The following is a 7,679-nucleotide window of genomic DNA, read 5'->3' on the forward strand; positions in this document are numbered from 1 at the left end:
GTACCGAGTGGTGCGGCCTCGATGATGCCGTCAGATCATCGCAGGATCGGTGTTGATCCAGCTTCGCCACGAGGATCTAGCAACCACAGGCTGAGAACGACGTTGTCGACGACTTCTCCCTCGGCCCCGTGCCGCCGGTGCTACAAACAGGGACCGGTTTAGTACCCGAGGGAGCGGCATCGTGTTCGACCTCTTCAGCGTCGACGACCACATCATCGAACATGCGAAGGTCTGGACTGACCGCCTGCCGGCCAGATACGCGGACGACGCTCCGCACGTCATCGAGCGGGACGGCCGGGAGTACTGGGTCTGGGAGGGCGAGACGTTCCCCCAGATGGGCCTGAACGCCGTGGCGGGCAAACCGCAGGAGAAATGGAACCTTGAGCCCGTCCGTTTCAGCGACATGATTCCCGGCTGCTACGACCCCCGCGCGCGCGCCGAGGACATGCGCGAGGACAACATCCTGGCGAGCCTCTGCTTCCCGACGCTGGCGGGTTTCGGTGGCCGGGTGCTGAACAACTACGCCGACAAGGAACTCGCCAGCCTGTGCGTTGCGGCCTACAACGACTTCCACATCGACGAGTGGTGTGCCGCCGCGCCCGAGATGTTCGTGCCCTGCATCGTCGGCCAGGTATGGGATCCGGTCGCCATGGCGACCGAGATTCGACGCTGCGCCGCCAAGGGCGCCCGCGCCCTGTCCTTTCCCGAGGGCACGGTCTCCCTCGGCCTGCCGTCACTGTTCAGCGACTTCTGGAACCCCGTCTGGGAGGCGTGCACGGAGACCGAGGTCGTCGTCTGCATGCACATCGGCTCCAGCGGCGAGCTCACCAACCCGGCGCCGGACGACGGCCCCTTCGTCCTTCCGATCGCTCTGGGCAACGTCAACGCCTGTGCGGCGATGGTCGCGTTCGCGATGAGCCCGGTACCTCGCAGGTACCCCATGATCAAGCTGGCCCTGTCCGAGGGTGGGATCGGCTGGATCCCGTCGGCCATCGAGCGGGCCGACCGCCAGTTTCTCAAGCACCGCCTCTGGGCGGGCATGGACGACCTGCTCCCGAGCCAGGTCTGGGAACGCAACATCTGGGCGTGCATGATCGAAGAGCCGTTCGGCGTGAAGGTCCGGCACGACGTCGGTGTCGAGAAGATCCTCTGGGAGTGCGACTACCCCCATGCCGACACGCTCTGGCCGCACAGCCAGAAGCAGGTGGCGGAGCTTCTCTGCGACGTTCCCGCCGCCGAGGCGAAGGCGATGACCAGCGGCAACGCCGAGGAGCTCTTCCGTTGGAAGATCGGCGTCGGCGGCGTCTGAGCGGCCCGGGAACAGGAGAGCGCGTCACATGGACATCCCCAGGATCATCAGCGTAGACGATCATGTAATCGAACCCCCGACGCTCTGGTCGGACCGCCTGCCCGCGAGGTATGCCGACCGTGGGCCCCGCCTCGAGCGCCGGCATGGTCGAATGATCTTCGACGGGGGCCTGAGGTTCAGTGAGGAGCCGCACCCCGACGCGGGTCCCGTCGACCTGTGGCGCTACGACGATCTGGTGTGGCCACTACCCCGTGGGATGGCCCAGGTCGGGTACCTCGACGAGCCGTCGGCGGCGTCGGTGACCTACGACGACATCGTCCCAGGCTGCTGGCAGCAGGATGCTCGGCTGGAGGCGATGGACCACAACCACACCGAGGCCAGCCTCTCGTTCCCCAGCTTCTCCCGTTTCTGTGGCCAGACGTTTCTGGAGCGGGAAGACAAGGAGCTTGCGCTGCTCTGCGTCCAGGCCTACAACGACTGGATGATCGACGACTGGTCCGGCGGCGCCGCCTACGGCCGGCTCATCCCGTGCACCCTGATCCCGCTGTGGGATCCCGAACTCGCCGCCGCCGAGATCTTTCGCTGCGCCGGGAATGGTTCGCATGCGGTCGCCTTCTCCGAAAGCCCGGTCCCGTTGGGGCTCCCCAGCATTTACGGCTCGCACTGGGAGCCGTTCTTCCGTGCGTGCGACGCAACCGACACTGTGATCAACATGCACATCGGATCGTCGTCACAGATGGCGCTGACGGCGCCCGACGCGCCGTTGGAGGCCGGTATGGCGTTGACCGCTGAGAATTCCGTGCACGCGTTCGTGGACTGGTTGTGCTCGGGTGTCCTCGTGCGTCACCCCAATATCAAGATTGCGCTTTCCGAGGGTCAGGTCGGCTGGATGCCGTTCATGATTGAGCGACTGGACTCCGTGTGGGAGCGCAGCCACTACTACGGCAACAAGCTCCGGGACGCGCTGCCCGAGCCGCCGAGCTCCTACATCGCCGGTCGGGTCTACGGCTGCATCTTCGACGACATGCACGGCCTCGCGAGCCGTGACGTCGTCGGCATGGGCCAGATCATGTTCGAGACCGACTACCCGCATTCGGACTCCACGTTTCCCCACTCGCGCGAGACCGCCGAGAAAATCGTCACCGCCGCCCGGCTCACCGAACACGAGACCTGGGCGCTGCTGCGGGGCAACGCCATCGAGTGCTTCGGCTTGGCGCGCATCGGCATCACCCGCTGACCGATCCAGGTCACCAGGTCCGTCGAGAGATACGGCAGTCAGCAGTCGGCAGTTGCCACGGGGATGGAGACCTCAGCATGGTGGCGAAGGAAAAAGCTTCTCAGGAGCTGTTGACAAGGCGCCCGCGTGCTCCCCACAAGGTGGGCGTCTGCATGGAGTTCGCCGGGGGCACCAACCTCATCCAGGACTTCTACGACGGCATCCGGCTCGCCTTCGCCGAGGCGGAGGAGCGCGGCGACGTCGACCGCGCGATCGAGCTCGTCATCCGCGAGGTCCAGGGACCGATGCGGGGTACCAGCTCCGTCGTCGTCGACGCCTGGCGAGAGCTCGTCCACGACGAGGACTGCCTCGCCGTCATCGGACCCGTGGTCACCGAGGCCAACCTGGCCCTCGTCGACGAGGTCAACCGCACCGGCGTGCCGACGATCAGCTTCTGTGCCACCTTCGACTGGGCCGGCCCCTACGCCTTCGCGCTGCAGAACGGCGGATTCCCGGACGAGGCGGTACTGCTCGCCGGCTACCTCGCGTCCCAGGCAATCACCCGCGTCGCGTTGTTCCGCGAGGACGGGATCATCGGCGAGGAGTACGGTGCCGCTTTCCGCGCCGCGGCCAGGCGCTACGGCCTCACCCTTGTCACCGACCACGTCGTCGGACTGTTCAACACCTATGAGCCGGTCGAGCCCGTTCTGCGGGCAGCTCACGAAACAGGCGCCGAGTGCGTCCTGGTCCTGTCCGCCTACGGCGCGCTGATCCCCGTCCGCGCCGCGGTCAAGGCGGTCGGCGACGAGCTCGGCTGGAACCCCGTGAAGGTGCAGAACACCACGTGGGTCGCCATCACCGCGTTCGGGGGCGCGGGTGACTACGACCAGGCCGCGCTCATCGCGGACTTCGACGGCTGGATCGGGCTCGACCAGATCCACGAGGGTAACCGGCACTTCCAGGATGTCCTGTCCCGTTTCGAGAAGCGCTTCGGTCGCAGACCCTTCCACGCCTACGCGGCTCTCGGCTTCGACCACGGCTTCGTCGTCGCGGACGCACTGGGCCGGATGCGGCCCCCGTCGGCCCAGGGGCTCACCGACGCCCTCGAGCGCACCCGCATGGTGCCGGCGTGCATCGGTGGACCGGGCACCGTCATCAGCTTCGGACCGCACGACCACCGTGGCTACAAGGGCGACTACATCGTCCTGCGCACCATCGCCGACGGTATCGAGCAGCTGGTCGACGTGACGTGGGCAGACCTGCTGGCGACCTCGCCACTGGGCGTCGACGCTGCGGGCGTCGACGCTGCGGACGTCGACGGTGCGAACGTCGACGGTGCGAACCACGCCCTGTCCGGTGCCGGCACCCGTTACAGCCTGGTCGGCGATCGCACGCCCTTTCGCATCGGCGTGCTGCAGGACTGGGCGCTGTGGGCACCGGTCGAGAAGTGGTACGACGGCCTGCGCCTCGCGTTCGCCGAGGCCTTCGAATCAGGGCTCCTCGACCGCGAGGTCGAACTGGTCTTCCGCGAGGTCGAAGGCCCGCCGGACGGCCGTGCCGCCGACGTCGTCCGCGCGTGGCGGGACCTGGTTCACAAGGAGAAGGTCCTCGGGGTCGTCGGTCCGTTCATCACCGACCTGACTCGCATCCTGCGGGACGAGATCGAGCGGACGCGCGTCCCGGTCATCTCCTACTGCGCGACGACGAAGTTCGCCGGGGACTTCTGCTTCCAGACGCCCAACGGCACCTTCGCCGATGAGACCTTCCACATCGCGCGTCACCTTCTCCGCCGCGGTGTGACGCGGGTCGGAGTGGTCCGTGAGGACAACCCGATCGGCGACGAGTACTACGACTGGTTCCGCCTCCACGCCCGCACCCTCGGCCTACAGGTCACCAGCGATCAGATCGTGTCGCCGCGGGTCACCGACGGCGAGATGGACACCGCGCTGCGGGCAGTCCGCGCGTCGGGTGCACAGAGCGTCGCCCACCTGGGATACGGACTGTCCTTCTACGCCGTCCTGTCACAGATGGCCCGCCAGATCAGCGAGGGCTGGGACGTCCCCCGAGTCACGATCACCACCTGGGTGCTGTGCAGCGGCCTGGACCAGGAGCTCGGCAGCCCGGCGCTGATGAACCTCCCCGCGCCTGCGGAGCTGCTCGAGGGCTGGGTCGGGGTCGATCTTCTGCACGAGGGCAACACGGTCTTCCAGGGCTTCCAGGACCGCTATGTCGCACGTTTCGGGGGTGCGAAGCCCTACGGCTGCTACCCGGCGCACATGTATGACATGGGCCGGGTGCTCGCCGAAGGTATCGCCCGCGCACGCCCGGTCACCCCCGAGGGCCTTGCGAAGGGACTGGAGAAGGTCCGGATGGTGCCGGCGACGATGGGAGCCCCGGGCACGGTGTTGGGCTTCGGGCCCTACGACCACCGCGGTTACAAGGGATCCGACTACCTCGTCCTGCGCACCGTACTCGGCGGCCGCGAGGGCCTGGTGGAAGAACTCATGCCGGGCTTGGAAGCACCCGCCTCCTAGCCTCGGGGCTTTCGGGCGCCCAGCAGACAACGGGGGGTGACACTGCGTGAGCAGATGATCCAGTGGAACATCGTGCCGACATTCGCCGCCGTGGACGTGGCCGCCAAGGTGAGGTCAGCCATCGCCTTGGGACGGGGCCGCTCAGTCATCGTCCGCGGTTCGGGTATGGACGGCACGATCACGTGCCGCGCCTCGGCACGCCTCAGTTCTTCGCCCAGCGCGTCAAACGCTGCGTGCGAACCTGTCTGGTACTCAAAGAACGTGGTGGCGTAGCAGAAGCCTTCGACCTCAGCGAAGTGCTTCATCTGCCGCTCGGCGCTCGTGATCTCATCGTCTGATACTTCGTCTTCTATCCGCAGGTAGCCGTACATCAAGGGCTTCATGGTTGGTCTCCGGGAATGGTTGGCAGGACCGACGACGGGAGGAACCACCGTCGCCAGTCCTGCCGGTTCAGGGGTGCGCGTCAGAACGCGAGGTTGTGTTCCGCTTCCATGATCGTCTCGACCGTGTCCGCTCACCCCGTCGCAGGTGCGAAGAATGTCATTAGCCGGTCGCGGATGAGCGCCGCGGACTGCTCGGGAGGTTGGCGGTTCACGTCCACCCGCAGCACGTCGAAGCCCGCTTGGATCAACCGCTCGGTTGCCTGCCGGTAGAAGTGGACCTCGGCGTGGCTGCTGCCGGGCGAGAGCTGGAAGCGGTTATGCGGCCCGCGTTCACTCAGTCGCTCCGAGATGACCTCTGGGTCAGCTTCGAGGATCACGGCGAGGTCGGGCCGATCAGCTTCGGCGTTGACGTGCCAGAGGAACGACGGGTCGATGCCGTCGAAGCGCTGCATCACCAGACCTGACGGGATGTAGCGGTCAGAGATGACGGTCCGGCCGGCCTCGGTGTTGGGTCGGACTTCAGCCTCAAGATGGTGGTAGCGATCCGCCGCGTACAAGCAGGCCAGGGTGTGACCAGTAGTCGTCTCGGTCAACTCGCGGCAGAGCGTGCCGATGGGGCCGGTGGACGGCTCGGCCGTCACGTGGACGTCTTCGCCAGCGGCAACGAGGAGCTGCGCCAGGTGGCGAACGATGGTGCTCTTGCCCGCTCCGCTCCGCTCGGCCCGTCGACCGAGACGAACAACCCGCGCTCATGGTCAGAAAAGGGCCGGAGTTTCATCCTCGCCCCCTACTGGTGACTCGCCGCGCAGTTCCTCCACGCTCCGCGCCTTGTCGGCGAGCAGCACGAACAGCCGGGCCGCCACCAGTGCGTCATAGGTGGCGCGGTGCGGCGAGATGTCGTCCGCTAGGCCCTCGGCCAGGTTGAACGACTCGACCAGACGACCGAGCCGGTAGCCGTCCATCCCCGGCACCAACCGGCGCGCCAGCTTCAGCGTGTCGAACACCTCCGGCGGCTCCCAGCCAGTCATCTTGCGCTGAAGGACGCCGACGTCCACGTGCGCGTTGTGCGCCACGATCGCCGGGTGGCTCAACGCCATGAGGACATCGACCTTGACCGCCTCGAAGGGCGGGCAGCCGGCCACGTCCTTGTTCGTCAGGCCGTGAATACGGGTGGCGAAGTGCTTGATCGGCGACGCCGGCTTGACCAACCAGCTCATCGGTTCTCCGATGACCCCGCCGACGATCGGGACGGCGGCCAGCTCCACCAAGTCGGGCGGCTGCTGGCCGTTGCCCTCCACGTCCACGACCACGTAGTTGAGGCTCGTCCAGTCAGTCACCTTGTTCACGTTCCTTCCATCCGATGTCGGCTCGACCATGCCGATGCTCGCGGTGCGGGTGTCGCACGTCGTGCACCTGGAAGCCAAGCGCGTGTTGCAGGTAGTAGCGCGGCTGTTCCGTTTCCAGCCCGGACACCACGGCCGCGCGGTCGGTGATGTCCACGACCACCAGACCACGCGCCTCGGGCAGGCCAGCGGCGACCTCCCGCAACCGGCCGGGTGACGGCACGCGGTGCGCGGTGGCGCAGAGTTCGAGCTGACTGAGCGGACAGATGTCGCACACCTCCCGCCCGATGCCGTAGTGCCCGTTGTAGTCGGGGAGGCCGTGCGCGTAGGCGACCGCGCAACTGGTCTTGCGGAACAACGGCGTGGAGTTGTCGAACGCGGCCAAGACGCGCTGCTCCAACGTCTCAGGCACGATCTTCCGGCGTGCGGTGTCCTCGTACGGCTCGGGCAGATCGTTGGCCTTGTAGTAGTCCGCGATCTGATCACGGTAGAAGAGTCCCGTGAACACCGTGGCGTCGGCACTCTGGGCCAGCCCGTAGGCGGCGTCAAGGTGTTCGTCTGAGTCGTTGAGACCAGGCACCAGCGGGCGCCAGTAGAGGATGGTGCGGTACTTTCGGCGCTTCGGTGCGCTCATGAGCTTCAAGGACTCGGCAGCCACCGAAGACGGGTAGGGCTCGATCTCCTTGTTGTCGATGCCCGAGAAGGTGAACAGCAACGTCACCTTGACGTGCTTGAGCTGGTTCAGCCGCTCAACGTCCTCGGGCTTCATGCTGTGCCTGGTGATGACCAGGACGTGATTCGTCAGCCCGCGCTCATCCAGATCTTCCAGCACGGCGAAGGTGTGCGGCCGGACGACCGGGAGGAACGGGTCGGTCGCCCTGTTGAACACCTGCA

Annotated in this window: 8 protein-coding genes; 4 read left to right on the forward strand and 4 right to left on the reverse strand. The window is 66.6% G+C overall.

Annotation, left to right across the window (positions count from 1 at the left end; genetic code table 11):
• Positions 1 to 181 precede the first annotated feature (181 nt).
• From U9980_RS11155 to U9980_RS11165, 3 genes are all read left to right on the forward strand, one after another.
• Positions 182 to 1,309 (forward strand): amidohydrolase family protein, encoded by a 1,128-nt coding sequence (locus U9980_RS11155; RefSeq protein WP_322767848.1) that lies wholly within the window; start codon positions 182 to 184, stop codon positions 1,307 to 1,309.
• A 151-nt stretch (positions 1,310 to 1,460) separates the two neighbouring features.
• Entirely contained in the window at positions 1,461 to 2,546 is a 1,086-nt protein-coding gene (locus U9980_RS11160; protein ID WP_416210233.1) for an amidohydrolase family protein, read from the forward strand.
• 77 nt (positions 2,547 to 2,623) lie between these two features.
• Positions 2,624 to 5,059 carry an ABC transporter substrate-binding protein gene (locus U9980_RS11165; protein WP_322767850.1) on the forward strand — a complete coding sequence of 812 codons (2,436 nt, stop codon included), beginning with the start codon at positions 2,624 to 2,626 and terminating at the stop codon, positions 5,057 to 5,059.
• Here U9980_RS11165 and U9980_RS11170 read toward each other — a convergent pair.
• Together U9980_RS11170 and U9980_RS11175 are read right to left on the reverse strand one after the other, a co-directional pair.
• Positions 5,056 to 5,442 (reverse strand): hypothetical protein, encoded by a 387-nt coding sequence (locus U9980_RS11170; protein ID WP_322767851.1) that lies wholly within the window; start codon positions 5,440 to 5,442, stop codon positions 5,056 to 5,058. The two genes, U9980_RS11165 and U9980_RS11170, sit on opposite strands and share 4 nt — an antisense overlap.
• 131 nt (positions 5,443 to 5,573) lie before the next feature.
• Complete coding sequence (locus U9980_RS11175; protein ID WP_322767859.1) at positions 5,574 to 6,122, reverse strand: dTMP kinase; 549 nt, start codon at positions 6,120 to 6,122, stop codon at positions 5,574 to 5,576.
• Between U9980_RS11175 and U9980_RS11180 the strand changes: the two genes are divergently transcribed.
• Positions 6,012 to 6,239 carry a hypothetical protein gene (locus U9980_RS11180; protein WP_322767852.1) on the forward strand — a complete coding sequence of 76 codons (228 nt, stop codon included), beginning with the start codon at positions 6,012 to 6,014 and terminating at the stop codon, positions 6,237 to 6,239. The two genes, U9980_RS11175 and U9980_RS11180, sit on opposite strands and share 111 nt — an antisense overlap.
• Here U9980_RS11180 and U9980_RS11185 read toward each other — a convergent pair.
• Together U9980_RS11185 and U9980_RS11190 are read right to left on the reverse strand one after the other, a co-directional pair.
• Positions 6,198 to 6,788 carry a 3'-5' exonuclease gene (locus tag U9980_RS11185; protein ID WP_322767853.1) on the reverse strand — a complete coding sequence of 197 codons (591 nt, stop codon included), beginning with the start codon at positions 6,786 to 6,788 and terminating at the stop codon, positions 6,198 to 6,200. The genes U9980_RS11180 and U9980_RS11185 overlap by 42 nt on opposite strands.
• On the reverse strand, positions 6,772 to 7,679 hold a 908-nt coding region (locus U9980_RS11190; protein ID WP_322767854.1), incomplete at its 5' end, for a radical SAM protein. The genes U9980_RS11185 and U9980_RS11190, both read right to left, overlap by 17 nt.

Source organism: Protofrankia sp. Cr1 (assembly GCF_963555865.1).
Lineage (GTDB): Bacteria > Actinomycetota > Actinomycetes > Frankiales > Frankiaceae > Protofrankia.

Excerpts from the sequence above, each read along its gene's own strand:
- U9980_RS11160 (WP_416210233.1), top strand. The coding sequence starts at position 1,461 with ATGATCTTCGACGGGGGCCTGAGGTTCAGTGAGGAGCCGCACCCCGAC.
- U9980_RS11165 (WP_322767850.1), top strand. The coding sequence starts at position 2,624 with ATGGTGGCGAAGGAAAAAGCTTCTCAGGAGCTGTTGACAAGGCGCCCG.
- U9980_RS11170 (WP_322767851.1), bottom strand. The coding sequence starts at position 5,442 with ATGAAGCCCTTGATGTACGGCTACCTGCGGATAGAAGACGAAGTATCA.